A 16127-nucleotide genomic window follows, 5' to 3' on the forward strand; every position below is an offset into this window, starting at 1 on the left:
GCCGGATGCACTCAGCGTCGTTTTAACAGCAGTAGCAGGCTGATAACCATAAACAGCAGGCTCGGCACCGGTGCGCCCAGCACCGGCGGCAAGCCATACACTAGGCTGAGCTGACCAAATACCTTGTCCAGCACGTAAAACAGGAAGCCAAAGCTGATACCGGTGACGATACGCACGCCCGCAGGCACATTGCGCAATGGCCCAAAGATAAAGGAGAGCGCCATCAGCATCATCACCGCCACCGAAAGCGGGGCAAACGTCTTGTTCCACATGTTGAGCTTGTAACGGCCCGCTTCCTGCCCGCTCTGCTTCAGGTAGTTGATGTAGTCATACAGGCCACGAATCGAGAGTGCGTCCGGGTCTAGCGCCACCACGCCCAATTTGTCCGGTGTCAGGGTGGTTTTCCACTCTCCGCTGATGGTCTGGCTACCCGAAATCTGTTTGCCATCGCGCAGGTTAGATTCATCAACCTGAGAGAGTTGCCACAGCTTGGCATCGTCATCAAATTCCGCAGAGGCAGCGTAGCGCACGGAGAGCAGTTTTTGTTCCGGGTCGAACTGGTAGATATTCACTCCCGCCAGCTCTTTATCCCCAACCACACGTTCAATATAGATAAAGTCGTTGCCGTCTTTCGCCCACAGCCCGTTCTGGGTCGAGAGCATCGAGCCGCCGTACATCATCTGCGAGCGGTAGTTGCGCGCCATTTGTTCATCGGCAGGTGAAATCCATTCGCCAATTGCCATGGTGAGCAACACCAACGGGATAGCGGTTTTCATCACCGCCCCGGCAATCTGTAAGCGGGTAAAACCAGAGGCCTGCATCACCACCAGTTCACTGCGTGTCGCCAGCGTCCCCAGCCCCAGCAGCGCACCGAGCAGCGCCGCCATCGGGAAAAAGATTTCTATATCCTTTGGCACGCTCAGCAGGGTATAGAGGCCCGCGCCCAGCGCAGTATAGTCGCCGCGCCCGATTTTGCGCAACTGATCGACAAACTTGATGATGCCCGAGAGCGAAACCAGCATGAACAACGTCATCATGATGGTGTTAAAGATAGTTTTGCCGATATAGCGATCCAGTACGCCAAACATCAGGCTGCTCCTTGTACCTTCACCCGCGCGCGTAACCGGCGCAGAGGCACGCTGTCCCAGACATTGAGCAGCAGCGCAATCCCGATATAGGCCAGATTGGTCAGCCAGATCCACACCATCGGATCAATTCTTCCCTTGCTGGCATTGGAACGCAGCGAGCTTTGCAACAGGAAGAAAATCAGATAAAGCAGCATGGCGGGCAGCATGCTCAGCACGCGCCCTTGGCGTGGGTTTACCGCACTGAGCGGCACCACAATAATCGCCATGATCAGCACCGACAGCACCAGCGTAATGCGCCAATGAAACTCGGCACGCGCGGCGTTCTCATCCGACTGCCACAGTTGGTGCATCGTCATCTGTTCTACGCCAGTGTTCTGGAGCGACACGTTCTGGTGCCCGATAACTGCCTGATAGTTGGTGAAATCCGTGATACGGAAATCCCTCAACATCGCCGTACCTTCGTAGCGGGAGCCCTTGTTGAGCGTCACCACCTGTGCACCGTTTTGGTCAACGTCCACACGCCCACTGTCGGCAATCACCACCGAAGGTCGGGCATTGCCGCTCGGACGCAACTGCGCCAGAAACACATGCTCAAACTCCTGCCCTTTGACATCGCCGACAAACAGCACGGCATTGCCGCCCTGCGCCGATTGAAACTTCCCTTCCACCAGAGCCGCGACGCTCGGGTTGGCCTTGGCTTCTGCCATCACGATACCCTGATGGCGCGAAGACCACGGGCTGACCCACAGCGCATTGATCATCGCCACCGTGCCGGTCATCACCGCCAGAATAAAGGCAGCCTTGAGCAGCACCGTTTTGCCCAGTCCACAGGCATACATGACGGTGATTTCGCTCTCGGTATACATGCGGCTGAACGTCATCAGCAGCCCTAAAAACAGGCTCAAAGGCAGAATGAACTGCGCCATTTCAGGCACGCCCAGCCCCAGTAGGGAGAGCACTAAGTTTGTCGGGATTTCACCATCAACTGCCGCACCCAATATCCGCACCAGCTTCTGACAAAAGAAGATCAGTAACAGAATAAACAGGATGGCCAGTTGGCTCTTAAAGGTTTCCCGTACCAGATATCGAATGATGATCACGCTTAATTAAACCTGTGAAAACTTGTCTTTTTGCAGGAAAGTCGATAATTTCATCGCTAACTCGCCATTTATACGCATTTGTGGCAATCTTTGTCGCTATGATGCATTACAGCATACCGCGCGCCCGGCGTTGTATCAGAACCTGCTTATCATCACCAAAACAGATTCGCCGCGCCGTTAAGATTAACACAGGTTAGGTAAGTGTAACGGCGGGAAAGTATTACGGAGTGTCACATTCTAGCCATTGGCCCCGTCTTTGTCTTTAAGATTCAGGAGAGTACATGGAGTTCAGTGTAAAAAGCGGTAGCCCGGAAAAACAACGCAGTGCCTGCATTGTCGTCGGCGTGTTTGAGCCTCGCCGCCTGTCCCCTATTGCCGAACAATTGGACAAAATCAGCGACGGTTATATCAGCGCACTCCTGCGCCGCGGCGAGTTGGAAGGCAAAGTAGGACAATCCCTGCTGTTGCACTACGTGCCGAACATTCTGTCAGAACGTATTCTGCTGATTGGCTGTGGGAAAGAGCGTGAACTGGATGAGCGTCAATATAAGCAAATCATCCAGAAAACCATCAATGCGCTGAATGATACCGGTTCAATGGAAGCCGTTTGCTTCCTGACAGAGCTGCATGTCAAAGGACGCAACACCTACTGGAAAGTGCGTCAGGCGGTAGAGACAGCAAAAGAGACGCTCTACACCTTCGATCAGTTGAAAAGCAATAAGGTCGAACTGCGTCGTCCGCTGCGCAAACTGGTGTTCAATGTGCCAACGCGCCGTGAACTCACCAGCGGCGAGCGAGCCATTCAGCACGGACTTGCCATTGCCGCAGGCATCAAGGCCGCGAAAGATCTCGGCAATATGCCGCCGAATATCTGTAACGCTGGCTATCTGGCCTCGCAGGCACGTCAACTGGCGGACACCTACAGCCCGAACATCGTGACGCGCGTGATTGGCGAACAGCAGATGAAAGAGCTAGGCATGAACGCCTATCTGGCCGTTGGACAAGGTTCGCAAAATGAATCGCTGATGTCAGTGATTGAGTACAAAGGCGATCCTAATCCGGAAAATCGCCCTATCGTGCTGGTTGGCAAAGGCCTGACCTTTGACTCCGGTGGTATCTCGATCAAGCCATCCGACAGCATGGATGAAATGAAGTACGACATGTGCGGTGCCGCTACGGTATACGGCGTGATGCGCATGGCCGCCGAGCTGGCGCTGCCTCTGAATATTGTCGGTGTATTGGCCGGCTGTGAAAACATGGTTGATGGCCGCGCCTATCGTCCGGGCGATGTGTTAACCACCATGTCGGGTCAAACGGTTGAAGTGCTGAATACTGATGCCGAAGGCCGTTTGGTGCTGTGCGATGCACTGACCTATGTGGAACGCTACGAGCCGGAACTGGTGATTGATATCGCCACCCTGACCGGTGCCTGCGTGATCGCGCTCGGTCATCACCTTACCGGGTTGATGTCGAACCATAACCCGCTGGCGCACGAGCTGCTCGGAGCATCAGAGCAAGCGGGCGACCGCGCCTGGCGTTTGCCGATGGGCGATGAGTTTCAGGAGCAGTTGGAATCGAACTTCGCCGATATGGCGAACATCGGCGGACGTCCCGGCGGTGCAATTACCGCCGCGTGCTTCCTGTCGCGTTTTACCCGCAAATACAACTGGGCACACTTGGATATCGCGGGCACAGCCTGGCGTTCCGGTAAGGCTAAAGGGGCAACGGGCCGTCCAATGGCCATGTTGTCGCAGTTCCTGCTTAATCGCGCCGGGTTAAATGACGTAGAATAAAAAGAGGCCGTTCTCTGTCGCCCTCGGCAACAGCCGGGGACCTCTTACAGGAAGTACGTGTTTCCTCTGTGAGGGATTCCCGCCTACGCCGGAATGACGGTAAGTTAGCGAGAATGAGAATAAGTTTGTAGGAATGGCTCAGAGAACAGACATTGTCAGCAACCCAGGGCCGGTTTATATCGTCCCCTCACCTACAGTAAACAATGAAAAACGCAACGTTCTACCTTCTCGAACACAGTGACGATGTCGATGGGCTTAGTGCCTGTGAGGCGCTGGTCTGCGAGCTGGCAGCGGAACGTTGGCGCAGCGGACAGCGTGTGCTTATCGCCTGTGAAGATGAGCAGCAAGCGTTGCGACTGGACGATGCACTGTGGCAGCGCGACGCCAGCGCCTTTGTGCCGCATAACCTTGCTGGCGAAGGCCCGCGACAGGGCGCGCCCGTCGAGCTGGCCTGGCCTCAACGCCGGGGCAGCGCCTCACGCGATGTGCTGATCAGCCTCCTGCTGCAGTTCGCAGATTTTGCCACCGCTTTCCATGAAGTGATAGACTTTGTCCCTCATGAAGAATCCCTGAAACCGTTGGCGCGCGATCGCTACAAAGCGTATCGCAGCGTCGGCTTTCAATTGACTACGGCGACGCCGCCAACGCACTGAATAGTAGACATAATGGATACCAAATATAACCCGAAAGATATCGAACAGCCGCTCTATGAGCGCTGGGAACAGCAAGGCTACTTTAATCCAAACGGTGACACGAGCCAGGAAAGCTTCAGCATCATGATCCCGCCGCCTAACGTCACCGGCAGCTTGCATATGGGCCATGCGTTCCAACAAACCATTATGGATACCCTGATTCGCCATCAGCGTATGCAAGGGAAAAACACGCTGTGGCAGGCGGGTACTGACCATGCGGGTATCGCCACCCAGATGGTGGTTGAGCGTAAAATCGCTGCTGAAGAGGGCAAAACGCGCCACGATTATGGTCGCGATGCCTTTATCGAAAAAATCTGGCAATGGAAAGCTAAGTCCGGCGGCACCATTACCCGCCAAATGCGTCGTCTGGGTAGCTCGGTGGACTGGGAGCGCGAGCGCTTCACCATGGATGAAGGCCTGTCCAACGCGGTGAAAGAGGTATTCGTTCGTCTGTATAAAGAAGACTTGATCTACCGTGGCAAGCGCCTGGTGAACTGGGACCCGAAACTGCGCACCGCCATCTCCGATCTGGAAGTGGAAAACCGCGAGAGCAAAGGCTCCATGTGGCACCTGCGCTACCCGCTGGCCGATGGCGCAAAAACCGCTAATGGCAAAGACTATTTGGTGGTCGCCACCACACGTCCGGAAACCGTGCTGGGGGATACTGGTGTTGCGGTCAACCCGGAAGATCCTCGTTGCAAAGATCTGATCGGCAAGTTTCTGATCCTGCCGCTGGTGAATCGCCGTATTCCGATCGTCGCTGATGAACACGCCGACATGGAAAAGGGCACCGGCTGCGTGAAGATCACGCCAGCGCACGATTTTAACGACTATGAAGTCGGTAAACGTCACCAGTTGCCGATGATCAACATCCTGACGTTCGATGGCGACATCCGTCATGAAGCTGAAGTGTTTGATACCAAAGGCGAAGCCAGCACGGTATACAGCAACGACATTCCTGATTTCCTGCGTGGCGTCGAGCGTTTTGCCGCTCGTAAAGCGGTGGTTGCCAAGTTCGATGAGTTGGGCTTGCTCGATGAGATCAAACCGCACGATCTGACCGTTCCCTACGGCGATCGCGGCGGCGTGGTCATCGAACCGATGCTGACCGACCAGTGGTACGTGCGTGCTGGCGTACTGGCGAAACCGGCGGTGGAAGCGGTGGAAGATGGCCATATCCAGTTTGTGCCGAAGCAGTACGAGAATATGTATTTTAGCTGGATGCGTGACATTCAGGACTGGTGTATCTCGCGCCAATTATGGTGGGGTCACCGTATTCCTGCTTGGTACGACAACAGCGGCAAGGTTTACGTAGGCCGTGATGAAGCGGAAGTGCGCCGCGACTATCAGCTCGCCGACACGGTTGAACTACGCCAGGATGAAGACGTGCTGGACACCTGGTTCTCCTCCGGGCTGTGGACCTTCTCCACCCTAGGCTGGCCGGAACAGACGCCAGAGCTGAAAGCGTTCCATCCGAGCAGCGTGATGGTGAGCGGCTTCGACATCATCTTCTTCTGGATTGCACGCATGATCATGCTGACCATGCACTTCGTGAAAGATGACGAAGGCAAACCGCATGTACCGTTCCATACCGTCTACATGACCGGACTTATCCGCGATGAAGAAGGGCAGAAGATGTCCAAGTCCAAAGGGAACGTGATCGATCCGCTGGACATGGTAGACGGCATCTCGCTTGAGGCGCTGCTGGAAAAACGCACCGGCAACATGATGCAGCCGCAGTTGGCGGAGAAAATCCGCAAGCGCACCGAGAAGCAGTTCCCGAACGGTATCGAACCGCACGGTACGGATGCTCTGCGCTTCACGCTGGCGGCACTTGCATCGACCGGTCGTGATATTAACTGGGACATGAAGCGTCTGGAAGGTTACCGCAACTTCTGTAACAAACTGTGGAACGCCAGCCGTTTTGTGCTGATGAACACCGAAGGGCAAGATTGCGGTTTTAACGGCGGTGAGAAAGTGCTGTCACTGGCCGATCGCTGGATTTTGGCCGAATTCAACCGCACGGTGAAAGCCTTCCGCGATGCGCTGGACGGTTACCGCTTCGATATTGCTGCCGGTATCCTGTATGAGTTCACCTGGAACCAGTTCTGCGACTGGTATCTGGAGCTGGCTAAACCGGTGATGAACGGTGGCAGCGAGGCGGAGCTGCGCGGCACGCGCCACACGCTGGTTACCGTGTTGGAAGCACTGCTGCGTCTGGCGCACCCGATCATTCCATTCATTACCGAAACCATCTGGCAGCAGGTCAAAGTACTGAAAGGCGTTACCGGCGATACCATCATGCTACAACCGTTCCCGACCTATGATGCCACCGCAGAAGATGCGCAGGCGCTGGCCGATCTGGAATGGATCAAGCAGGCGATCACCGCCGTGCGTAATATTCGCGCCGAGATGAACATCGCGCCGGGTAAACCGCTCGATGTGCTATTGCGTGATGCAACGCCGGAAACGCAACGCCGCGTGGAAGCGAACCGCAGCTTTATCCAAATCCTGGCGCGTCTGGCAAGCGTTCAACTGTTGCCTGCCGGTGAAAAAGGCCCGGTATCGGTCACTTCCCTGCTGGAAGGCGCGGAGCTGCTGATCCCGATGCTGGATCTGGTCGACAAAGACGCAGAGCTGGAGCGTTTGGCGAAGGAAGTTGCCAAGGTCGAAGCGGAAATCAACCGCATCGACAGCAAGCTCTCCAATGAAGGCTTTGTTGCGCGCGCACCAGAGGCGGTTATTGCCAAAGAGCATGAAAAACGTGACGGCTATGCGGTAGCGAAAGCCAAACTATTGGAACAGCAGGCCACCATTGCCGCGCTGTAATCCATAAGTATCTTGTGCGAACAAAAAGCCCGGACCGCCAAGTCTGGGCTTGAGGTTGCTGACAAACGGCCCTGCTCCCACCGTGATTCCCGCGAAGGCGGGAATCTCTTGCAAAAGAAACGCGTTTATTCTCACAGAGATCCTCGGCTTTCGTCGGTGATGATAGAGGGGTCTTGTGCCTTGATGGCGTCAAGACGCTGTTGCATATCAGGGTGAGTACTGAGCCAATCCGACATAATGCGCCCAAGGTGGTGCTCTTTTTCTGATGCCGCCATCAATTGCTGATAGATGTCCTGCATCGCCTGAAGCGAACGCCCCTGCCGCTGCATTTCCGCTATCGCCCACGCATCGGCTCACGCTCCATGTCACGAGAGAATTGCAGCTCATTCACGAAGGCGGCGGACTGTAGCAGGGTATCTCCCACGCCGCTGACATCACCGGTGATCCACATAAACGTCAATGACACCAATGAGGAACGAACCAACATGCGCATTGGGTGACAGTAAGCATGGTGCCCCATTTCATGCAGCATCACAGCAACCAGACTATCATCATGACGCGACAGCTTAACCAGCTCATCGCTGACAATCAGCGTGCCATCTGCCAGCATAAACGCATTTGGGCCAATGCCCGGCGCACTCATCAGACGCAAACGCAGCGGGGTGCGCGCCTGACGCATTTCCGGCGGTTGCGCCGGCTCAAACAGGCGCTGCAACGCTTGCTGCCGCGCTTCAGGAAGGGTTGAAGGCGCTAGTTCGGTTCGCTCCAGCAAAGCAAGCGTATGCTCCCCCAGTTGCTGCTCCACGGCGGTGGGGATATGCAACGCGACTGTGGCACTCAGCCACGGCAGCACCACATACACATAGCTGAGCGCCACCAACACCGTCGCCAGCAAGGCAAACAGCGCGCGCCGTTTGTACTTCTCTAGCCGATACACCAGGCCAGGAGACTTATGCTGCGCCACCCGGGCACGAAACACAGCATCATTAGCAGGACGAAAGCGTCCGCCATCAGGGAAGGTCAACGTCAACGGTATCGACCCTAACGCTTGTGAGACCTCAACATGCGCCAACATAAACGCCTGTGAGCCCGCGTCGTGGAGCGCCAGTACCAACGAGGCATCCAGCTCGCCAAGCGTCACGCGTGCCGCCTCCTGTGCGGCACGCCCCGGATACTGGTAGTATCCCTCAATAATCATCAGGTCGCCTTAGATGTCCACGTTAAGATCCAGCGCGCTGATAGCCTCTTCCGCCACCGCCGAACGCGCGGTATCACTGTGCGCCTGTACGTTCAGCAGAGAAAGATCACCGCTCACTTGCGTGGCATTCGCCATAAAGCGCGCATAGCGTACCTGTGCTACCGGCGCGGCCAGCCCCAAAGAAAATAGCGTAATCAGCGTATTGGTGAATAACAGCATCAGGTAAGCGCCCAATTTCACGTTGGAGTGCACCTGCACATTGTCACTGAGCGTGGTATTGCCAAAGATATAGTTGCGTTCCGCCACCACGATATAGCATTTGGCAACCAAGGCACCAATAATCAACGACACATACGCCGCGATCAGTTTGAAAATACCTTCATAAGGCGACGTGTAGTCCACGCGATGTGTGATATGCCCACCCGTTTGTACATATTCCATGACTGAAAGCAGTACAGCCCCTGAAAACCACAGCGTCCATATCAGGAAGGGAAGAAAAGCCAACAGGCTGCAAGCTGCAAAAAGCAATTTTAATAAATGCCGCTTTACTGATTGCTGCATTAAATGCCGCGGTGCCAAACCGCAGGTTATTCACATAAAGATCGGCAATCATATACTTCATCACGCCGCCCAGCGCAATCAACGCGGGGATGTAAATATAGGGGCAAATCCACGTGGTATGGCCCCCGAGATTATGGCTATCATAGCCACCGGGACTGCGTTTTTTTCTCGTGGTTTTTTCTTCTTCGTCAGCCATCAGATAACGCTCCTTACATTGATACTGTTTATTTATGGGTCTTCCCTTGTTGTGGTGGCTGAAGGCATGATAATGGCGTATTAAATCGCCAGAGGTCACCACCATGGACGAAAAGTCTCTCTACGCTCATATCCTCAACCTGTCTATTCCGTGGCAGGTAAAGTCTCTTTCTCTCGATGAAAATGCCGGTTCTGTTACCGTTACAGTTGAGATTGCGAAAAACACTCAGTTAACCTGTCCAACCTGCGGGAAATCTTGTCCTATTCACGATCACCGACATCGTAAATGGCGCCATCTCGATACCTGTCAGTTCGCGACAATAGTCGAAGCTGATGTACCCCGTATTATGTGCCCGGAGCATGGCTACCAGACGCTGTCTGTTCCATGGGCCGGCCCCGGTAGCCGGTATACGCTGTTGTTCGAGTCGTTCGTTATCTCATGGCTGAAAATCAGCACCGTGGATGCCGTCAGGAAACAGCTGAGGCTGAGCTGGAATGCTGTCGATAATATTATGCAACGGGCGGTTAAGCGTGGACTGGCCCGTCGAAAAACACCTCAGGCCGCACGTCATCTCTGTGTTGATGAGGTCGCTTTCAAAAAGGGGCATCAGTACGTCACCGTTATCTCTGATACCCAAGGACAGGCATTGGAACTCAAAGATGATCGCGGAGTTGAAAGTCTTGCTGGCTATCTCCGGAGTCTGGGTGACCGCCAGATTGAATCCATTAAAACCCTGTCGATGGACATGAATCTATCCTATATAAGCGCAGCGCGGCTCCATCTGCCTAACGCGGTGGAGAAGATCGCGTTCGACCACTTCCATGTAGCGAAAATGCTCTGTGCCGTCGTAGATAAAACACGACAGTTGGAGATGAAAACCATCCCGTTACCGGCACGAAAAAGTGCACATCGTTCCCGTTATCTGTGGTTGTACGGTCGCCATAAACGTCATGGTCGAATAGCAGAAAGACTGGAAGCAGCGCAGATGGTTCTGCCTGATACCAGCCGTTGCTGGGCAATGAAGGCGCTGGCCCGGGAACTCTGGAACCGCCGGTATGACGAACACAGCAGGCGTCTGTGGCTGGAATGGATAGGGATGGCAAAAGACGTTGGTGTCCCGCTACTAAGCAGCGCCGCCCGGACGTTACGTAAACGACTGTACGGGATCCTGAATGCCATGAAACACAGGGTATCAAACGGTAATGCAGAGTCACTAAACAGCAAGATAAGGCTGCTGCGGATCAAGTCCAGAGGATACCGGAACAAAGAACGCTTTAAGGTGGCAGTGATGTTCCATTACGGCAGGTTAAACATGTTGTTATAAGTCTCCCACCATAATAGGGGAAGACCCTTATAAATACACCTCCAGCAGTTCCAATTCTCGCGAACTTGTTGGCCACGTACATGCGCAGGGCGACGGCACTTATGAAACCTCTACCTTGGGCGGTTGGGGCAACAACGACGGTGACTACGGTTACTACAATCGTTACTACAGTCAGCAAAACGCAGACGCTGCCTTCAAGTTATTGCAGACGGTATCGCATAACACCATTGAAGCGATTGGCGTAGGCAAATCGCTTGATGTCAGCAGCCTGACGCGTTACGACTCCGACGGTGTTGTCCAAAGCCAGATCGATCCGACCAAGCTGAGTGAAGCGATCCTGGGCAGCAACAAACCGTTACCCGGCGGTGATTATACGTTAAACGGGGGGATTGTTAATGACATCCTGTTTGGTGACATGGTGCGCTTTGACGGCATCGAAGGTAACGGCTTGTCGGCACTGCAAACCTATATCGCGCAGCAGATGAAGGTCTCCAGCATAACGGTGCAGGATATGCATCATTACATTACCGATCACCATCAGGCGTTTGATCTCTCTTCCAGCAACGACGGTGACGACAAACTGTACGGCGGCAGTGGCAACGATATCTTGATTGGGGTAAGGGCAATGACACGCTGATTGGTGGTTCAGGGGCGGATACCTTTATGTGGCAAAAAGGCGATACCGGATTTGATGTCATTAAGGATTTTAACCCGGGCGAAGGGGACAAGATCAACCTGCACGATCTGCTCGGCGATCTGGATAAAGGAGCCGATCTTAGCCGTTATATCCGCTTTACCGATCATAACGGTTCTCCCACCATTGAAGTCAGCACTCAGGGGGACTTCTCGGGCAACGCTGGCGGGACGGTGAATGTGTCTATCACTCTTGAGCATTACAGTGGATCAATGCCTTCGCTGGAAAGTCTGGTCAGTAAGCCCGAACAGACGGTAAACTGAGTTGCATTACTTGCGCCCGGAGAAGGCATCGGTCTTCTCCGGGGCGAGGCAGCCATACCGTACCGGAGAGAAGAGGTGGTGCATGTATTATATCCAGCGTGATAGCCAGGGGTTTTAGTCAGAGTGGCGGATGTGCCCTTCGACGAGATGACCGGTAAACTGGCAAAAGATTCTCCGGAAGCGATCCTGTGGCGGAAAAATCAGGAAATGATGCTCAATGGCTTGCAGCAGCTACGCCAAAGCGATTTGGAAATGGTGCGTGTACTTGAGGATTTAATTCAGGTACTGACGCAGAAAGGCGTCATCAATATTACCGATTTCCCTGCGGCGACACAGTTGAAGCTGATTAACCGGGCCCATGCACGTGAAGCCCTCAACGGCGGGCTCAGCAAGCTGATTAATGACGAAGATGAGACGATGTTTTAAGTCTCAGTCGCTGCGCTTTTCTCTCTCAGGTGCGTGCAGGTAAGCTTGCCTGCACGCACTATTACTATTAACGCCCTTAAACACTATTTTAGCAACAGCGTGTTATCTGGCGCGGGGAACGGTTCTCCCAGCAAACGCCCCATAGCTCCCTGTAGCCCCATGCCGCGCAGTGTATCCAGTTCTCCTTCGGTTTCTACACGCTCAGCGATCAGCGGCAAATCGATGCTATTGGCTGTGCGATAAAGGGCTTCAATAAACACCTTTTTATCGTTTTCCCGATCGATATTGCGAATGTAGCTGCCATCAATTTTCAGGTAAGCAAGCCCCCATTGCGCCAGATTACCTATCAGGTTAAAGCGCCCGCCGAAGTGCTGTAGTCCTAGTTGGCAACTGTATTCGCCGAGTAATGCGATCAGCGCTTCAAGATGATGGGTTTCCGGCAATTGGTTTTCATCCAGCTCAAGAATCACTCGGCGCGCCCGCTCGGGATGGCCCTTAAGTGGTGCCAGCATTTGCGTCATCAGGTTTAAATCCAGCACGGTACTGCCCGACATACTCAGCGCCAGCGTGCCAGAGTTGCGCGACAGATAATCCAATGTTTGTTTCACCATCACCTGATCTAACCGAACATTCCAGCCAAAACGCTGGATCCAGGGGAGGAAAAATCCCGCAGCGATGCTGTTGCCCTGCTCATCATTGATACGCGCCAGTACCTTATGATGAAGGACGTCACCGGGAGGGGCGCAGCGGCAAACCGGCTGGAAGAACAGTTGCAGGCGTTCCTCACTCAGCAGGGTATCAAGGCGATTAAACCACAGGTGGCGATCGGCTTCTGCCGGTGAATTGGCTTCATTTTCCGCCAGCGGCGCATGATGCAGCGGGGAGCTTTCTGCCCGTGTGAGCGCGTGATCGCCCTGTATCAACAGCGATTTCAGGCTATCGCCGTGCTTGAACGGCACCATGCCCAATGCGGCAACGGGGGAACTGTCGATCTCGCCAGTTAACGCGAGTGACTCCAGGTTGTGTGAAAGCGCGACGACCAGAGTGTGCGCTTCTTTTTCTGCCATGCCGGGGCACAACATGGCAAATTCACCGCCGCGCAAACGTGCCAGTACGCTCTCCTGTTCGGCATAGAGCTTTTGGGCGGTACACATCATTTTCGCCATGGTTTCCAGCAGCGAATCGGTGCGTTGGCCGCCGAGCTGTTGGTTGAGACCGGCAAGATCCTGTATGCGAATCATGATGAGATAACCCGGCGGTGTCTCTTCATCGCTGCTTTTGTCATTGAACTGCATTTCAAAGGCACGACGGTTAGGCAGACCGGTTTGTGGATCTTGATAGGCTTCTTGACGTAAGCGTTCACTTCGCTCGGCTTCTTCCTCAAACAGCATCTTCAGCTTGCTGACCATCAGGTTCATGGCCTGCGCCACGCGGCGGAATTCGGGGGTTCTGGGCAGATCCGGCTGGGTGAGGTACTCCCGACGGGTGATCGCTAACGACTGTTTCACCATGTAATTCAAGGGGCGCAGCAGCAGCGCGCCAATCAGTAAGCCGAACGCTGCGCCGCCCAACAGCCATAGGGCGCCCGCAGAGGTGCTTTGCCACAGACGGGTAATGCGAACATCGGGTGGCTGACCACTTCTACTTTGCTGCCTGCTCCCATCCGCGCATCACGATAGCCTCGCCATTGCCCGGCGTCAGATTAACCAGCCGCACAAATCAGGCAGGTACATTAGGAATTTCTGGCGAGGCGATGCGTTCCAGCGTGACATTGCCGGTTTTAATATCACGCACCCGAATGCTGGAAAAATAGCCGCTATCAAAAATCGAGCTGACCATTAATTCCACCATGGCCGGATCGTCGATATTTGGCGTTAACGATAATCCGAGTGCTGTGGCGGCATCCTGCGCATGGGATTGCAATTGGTTATTCGACTGCTCGCGTGAATTTTCCAGACTGACAAAAAAACTGCCGCTAAAAATCACCAGCACGAATAAGCAGATGGCTATCAAAAGTTGTTTGTATAGAGACATAGCCTAATCCTACTCTTCAAGAGAAAAACCTTCGACCCGCATTTTGGTCAATACATCTTGCCAACGCGAAAGCCGTTTACTGTCGCCGACCCGTTTATTGCTGCCGCCACTGCCGGGCAGCCACAATCCCTCTGCGTTAAAGGAATAAACGGGGATGAGGTCGGTGCGCTGCGTCGCAGGTAATATTTTATCCGTTAGATTATCCAACACCAGCGGAATAGAGGTTGGAGTTGGATAATAAGCAACGATCATATGTGCCTGATTAAGGCGTAATGCTTTAACGTAAGTAATTCGCAATTTTTCATTCGGAATACCGAGCCGACGTAGCGTAAAATATTTTGCAATAGAATAATCTTCGCAGTCAGCCATTCCTTTACGCAGCGCTTCGATGGGCGGCCCAATAATCTTCCTGCTGCCAGATGACACGATCGTCGCGAAATAGCAGCCGTTCATTAAAAAAACGGTTTACCGATTCCAATAATTTTTTTCATCACTGCCGGGCAATGAGCCTAATAATGCCTGCCACTCATTAATTCGCTTACACGCTTCCGGTGTTGCGGGGCCGTAAAGTTGTTCCGTGCGCTGATTAATGGTGACGAAATCCCAATCCGCGCGCAGCGTTGCCGTCAGCAGCAACAGACTGCTGAACAGCAGAAGCAGAACCCCTTTATTATGCCATGTCGTTATCCAGCGGCCATTCACCGGTGTTTCTCTTCGCTATTGACTGAACCAGAGTAAGCCTCTCATCCTCATTGCGGTGTGCAGGCCTTATTGCGTGAAAATACGCCATGCGGCCCTGTTGAACACAAGGCAAACATGCACACCTTCCTGGCGCGAGAAATATACCCGTCATACTTCAAGTCGCAGATGCGTTGGCTGCGCTCGCTCATCTGAATCACTTACCTGAGTAAGCTCATCGGGATTAGCTCACTTGCCGCCTTCCTGCAACGCGAATTTTTTAGGGTATAGTAACAATCTGGGTCAGCAGCGCACACCGTGTGTCAGGGAGAGAAAAATGAATTTAGCAACCTTAGTATCAGAAACCCGCAATCCGGCAACGATGGAATTGGACAGTCAAACAACGCTTGCGATGATGACGCTTTTCAATCAGGAAGACCGTAAAGTGCCTCCGGTGTTGTCGGAGATTGCGCGTGCGGTGGATATGGCGGCTGCTAGAATGAAAGCGGGTGGGCGATTGATCTATCTCGGGGCTGGCACCAGCGGGAGATTAGGGGGGTGCTTGATGCGTCTGAATGCCCACCTACCTTTGGTGTGCCTCACGGGCTGGTTATCGGGCTGATAGCCGGTGGACCAGGCGCGTTGTTGAAGGCTGTTGAAGGTGCGGAGGACGATCCTGCCCTCGGTGAGGCCGATCTGGTTGCGCTGTCGCTGACGCCACAGGACACCTTGGTGGGGCTGGCTGCATCGGGTCGCACGCCTTATGTCATTGGCGCGCTGAAATATGCCAGGCGTCAAGGCTGTGGTACGGTCGCCATCTCTTGCAACCCCGCCTCCCCGATTTCCGCGCTGGCTGAGGTGGCGATTTCTCCCGTCGTGGGGCCGGAGGCGTTGACCGGTTCGACGCGTCTGAAATCAGGTACGGCACAAAAGCTGGTGCTTAACATGCTCTCCACGGGTGTGATGGTTAAGCTGGGAAAGGTGTACCAAAACCTGATGGTTGATGTAAAAGCCACCAATGAAAAACTGGTAGATCGGGCCTGTCGCATTGTGATGTAAGCCACAGGGGCCGCACGTGACGAGGCGCAACGAGCGTTACAAGAAACCGACTATGCGGCCAAACCCGCTATACTTATGATCCTCAGCGGTATCAGTGCCGCAGAGGCCGAGCAGCGGTTGGAAAGGCACCACGGTTATCTACGCGATGCGCTGTTACCCTGATATACCTGTAGGGTATAACGCGGTAATAGA

10 protein-coding genes and 5 pseudogenes are annotated in these 16127 nt (G+C 54.1%); 8 read left to right on the plus strand and 7 right to left on the minus strand.

Annotated features, from left to right (window positions below; translation table 11 throughout):
* Positions 1-11 precede the first annotated feature (11 nt).
* Positions 12-1088, minus strand: coding sequence for an LPS export ABC transporter permease LptG (gene lptG, locus JZM30_RS05215; RefSeq protein ID WP_252317807.1), 1077 nt, complete (start codon positions 1086-1088; stop codon positions 12-14).
* Positions 1088-2188, minus strand: coding sequence for an LPS export ABC transporter permease LptF (gene lptF / locus JZM30_RS05220; protein ID WP_252317808.1), 1101 nt, complete (start codon positions 2186-2188; stop codon positions 1088-1090). Before lptF ends, lptG begins: the two co-directional genes overlap by 1 nt.
* A 281-nt stretch (positions 2189-2469) precedes the next feature.
* On the opposite strand from lptF, the gene pepA reads away from it, so the two are divergent.
* The 3 genes from pepA to JZM30_RS05235 all read left to right on the plus strand — a co-directional run bounded on the left by pepA (position 2470) and on the right by JZM30_RS05235 (position 7502).
* Positions 2470-3981 (plus strand): leucyl aminopeptidase, encoded by a 1512-nt coding sequence (pepA, locus tag JZM30_RS05225; RefSeq protein WP_252317809.1) that lies wholly within the window; start codon positions 2470-2472, stop codon positions 3979-3981.
* A gap of 203 nt (positions 3982-4184) precedes the next feature.
* Complete coding sequence (locus JZM30_RS05230; RefSeq protein WP_252317810.1) at positions 4185-4634, plus strand: DNA polymerase III subunit chi; 450 nt, start codon at positions 4185-4187, stop codon at positions 4632-4634.
* A gap of 12 nt (positions 4635-4646) precedes the next feature.
* Positions 4647-7502, plus strand: coding sequence for a valine--tRNA ligase (locus tag JZM30_RS05235; RefSeq protein ID WP_252317811.1), 2856 nt, complete (start codon positions 4647-4649; stop codon positions 7500-7502).
* Positions 7503-7633: 131 nt separating this feature from the next.
* Here JZM30_RS05235 and JZM30_RS05240 read toward each other — a convergent pair.
* From JZM30_RS05240 to JZM30_RS05250, 3 genes and pseudogenes are all read right to left on the minus strand, one after another.
* Positions 7634-8700: pseudogene (locus JZM30_RS05240) on the minus strand (M48 family metallopeptidase).
* A 9-nt stretch (positions 8701-8709) separates the two neighbouring features.
* Complete coding sequence (locus JZM30_RS05245) at positions 8710-9186, minus strand: DUF898 family protein (protein WP_252318004.1); 477 nt, start codon at positions 9184-9186, stop codon at positions 8710-8712.
* Positions 9080-9562 (minus strand): YjgN family protein, encoded by a 483-nt coding sequence (locus JZM30_RS05250; protein WP_252317812.1) that lies wholly within the window; start codon positions 9560-9562, stop codon positions 9080-9082. The genes JZM30_RS05245 and JZM30_RS05250 overlap by 107 nt, the downstream gene beginning before the upstream one ends.
* Between JZM30_RS05250 and JZM30_RS05255 the strand changes: the two genes are divergently transcribed.
* The 4 genes and pseudogenes from JZM30_RS05255 (at position 9561) to JZM30_RS05270 (ending at position 12164) form a co-directional block, all read left to right on the plus strand.
* Entirely contained in the window at positions 9561-10781 is a 1221-nt protein-coding gene (locus JZM30_RS05255; RefSeq protein WP_252317149.1) for an ISL3 family transposase, read from the plus strand. The genes JZM30_RS05250 and JZM30_RS05255 overlap by 2 nt on opposite strands.
* Positions 10782-10896: 115 nt before the next feature.
* Positions 10897-11418: a hypothetical protein gene (locus tag JZM30_RS05260; protein ID WP_252317813.1), complete on the plus strand. Its 522-nt coding sequence runs from the start codon at positions 10897-10899 to the stop codon at positions 11416-11418.
* 26 nt (positions 11419-11444) lie between these two features.
* Positions 11445-11738, plus strand: a complete 294-nt coding sequence (locus JZM30_RS05265) for a type I secretion C-terminal target domain-containing protein (protein ID WP_252317814.1) — start codon at positions 11445-11447, stop codon at positions 11736-11738.
* Between the two features lie 82 nt (positions 11739-11820).
* A pseudogene (locus JZM30_RS05270) lies at positions 11821-12164 on the plus strand (tryptophan synthase subunit beta).
* A gap of 83 nt (positions 12165-12247) precedes the next feature.
* Here JZM30_RS05270 and JZM30_RS05275 read toward each other — a convergent pair.
* Positions 12248-14198 (minus strand): annotated as a pseudogene (locus JZM30_RS05275) (bifunctional diguanylate cyclase/phosphodiesterase).
* Between the two features lie 9 nt (positions 14199-14207).
* Positions 14208-14885: pseudogene (gene lapG, locus JZM30_RS05280) on the minus strand (cysteine protease LapG).
* Positions 14886-15213: 328 nt separating this feature from the next.
* On the opposite strand from lapG, the pseudogene murQ reads away from it, so the two are divergent.
* Positions 15214-16097, plus strand: a pseudogene (murQ, locus tag JZM30_RS05285) (N-acetylmuramic acid 6-phosphate etherase).
* Positions 16098-16127 lie beyond the last annotated feature (30 nt).

The sequence above is a fragment of the Candidatus Symbiopectobacterium endolongispinus genome, from assembly GCF_018777385.1.
GTDB lineage: Bacteria > Pseudomonadota > Gammaproteobacteria > Enterobacterales > Enterobacteriaceae > Symbiopectobacterium > Symbiopectobacterium endolongispinus.

Coding starts and splice junctions, on each gene's coding strand:
- JZM30_RS05265 (WP_252317814.1), top strand. CDS start 11,445: ATGTGGCAAAAAGGCGATACCGGATTTGATGTCATTAAGGATTTTAAC.
- JZM30_RS05230 (WP_252317810.1), top strand. CDS start 4,185: ATGAAAAACGCAACGTTCTACCTTCTCGAACACAGTGACGATGTCGAT.
- JZM30_RS05255 (WP_252317149.1), top strand. CDS start 9,561: ATGGACGAAAAGTCTCTCTACGCTCATATCCTCAACCTGTCTATTCCG.
- lptG (WP_252317807.1), bottom strand. CDS start 1,088: ATGTTTGGCGTACTGGATCGCTATATCGGCAAAACTATCTTTAACACC.
- JZM30_RS05235 (WP_252317811.1), top strand. CDS start 4,647: ATGGATACCAAATATAACCCGAAAGATATCGAACAGCCGCTCTATGAG.
- JZM30_RS05250 (WP_252317812.1), bottom strand. CDS start 9,562: ATGGTGGTGACCTCTGGCGATTTAATACGCCATTATCATGCCTTCAGC.
- pepA (WP_252317809.1), top strand. CDS start 2,470: ATGGAGTTCAGTGTAAAAAGCGGTAGCCCGGAAAAACAACGCAGTGCC.